Source organism: Acinetobacter sp. Colony158 (assembly GCF_019264745.1).
In the GTDB taxonomy this organism is placed as follows: domain Bacteria; phylum Pseudomonadota; class Gammaproteobacteria; order Pseudomonadales; family Moraxellaceae; genus Acinetobacter; species Acinetobacter ursingii.
Genome location: NZ_CP078523.1, coordinates 3021088 through 3021516 on the forward strand (window position 1 = coordinate 3021088; position 429 = coordinate 3021516).

A 429-nucleotide genomic window follows, 5' to 3' on the forward strand; every position below is an offset into this window, starting at 1 on the left:
CAAATCAGTATTTTTTTCTTCTGCCAAGAACCAAAGCGCATCTGCATCCAACACAATTTCAAGCTGAGTTTGGCTTTGTAAGATTTCAAACCAGCGCTGAAAAATCTGTGCTGACTGATCATCTCGTCCCAAGCCCATTCCAAAACAAACGGCATCAATCTGACTGAGCAAGGTTTCTATTTTTGCTGAATCGAACTGATCAATGTCTTGCACCATGATATTAGGTGAACGTGACAATATGGCTGAATGATGCGACGCATTACACATCACGGTGACTTTGCCCGCACCTGCATGAAAAGCCGCTTCTGCCGCCATAATGACCGCGCCGCCCATATTGGCATGACCACCAACGACCAAGATATGCCCATAGCTGCCCTTATGACCGAAAGCCTGACGTTTGGGTAAATCAATCTCTGGAGATGTAAGATA

1 protein-coding gene is annotated in these 429 nt (G+C 45.5%); it reads right to left on the bottom strand.

All coding sequences use genetic code 11. The features are described 5' to 3' along the window. Positions 1 to 429 (bottom strand): ATP-dependent (S)-NAD(P)H-hydrate dehydratase (locus JR005_RS14985; RefSeq protein WP_228731702.1); only part of this gene is annotated, 429 nt, incomplete at both ends.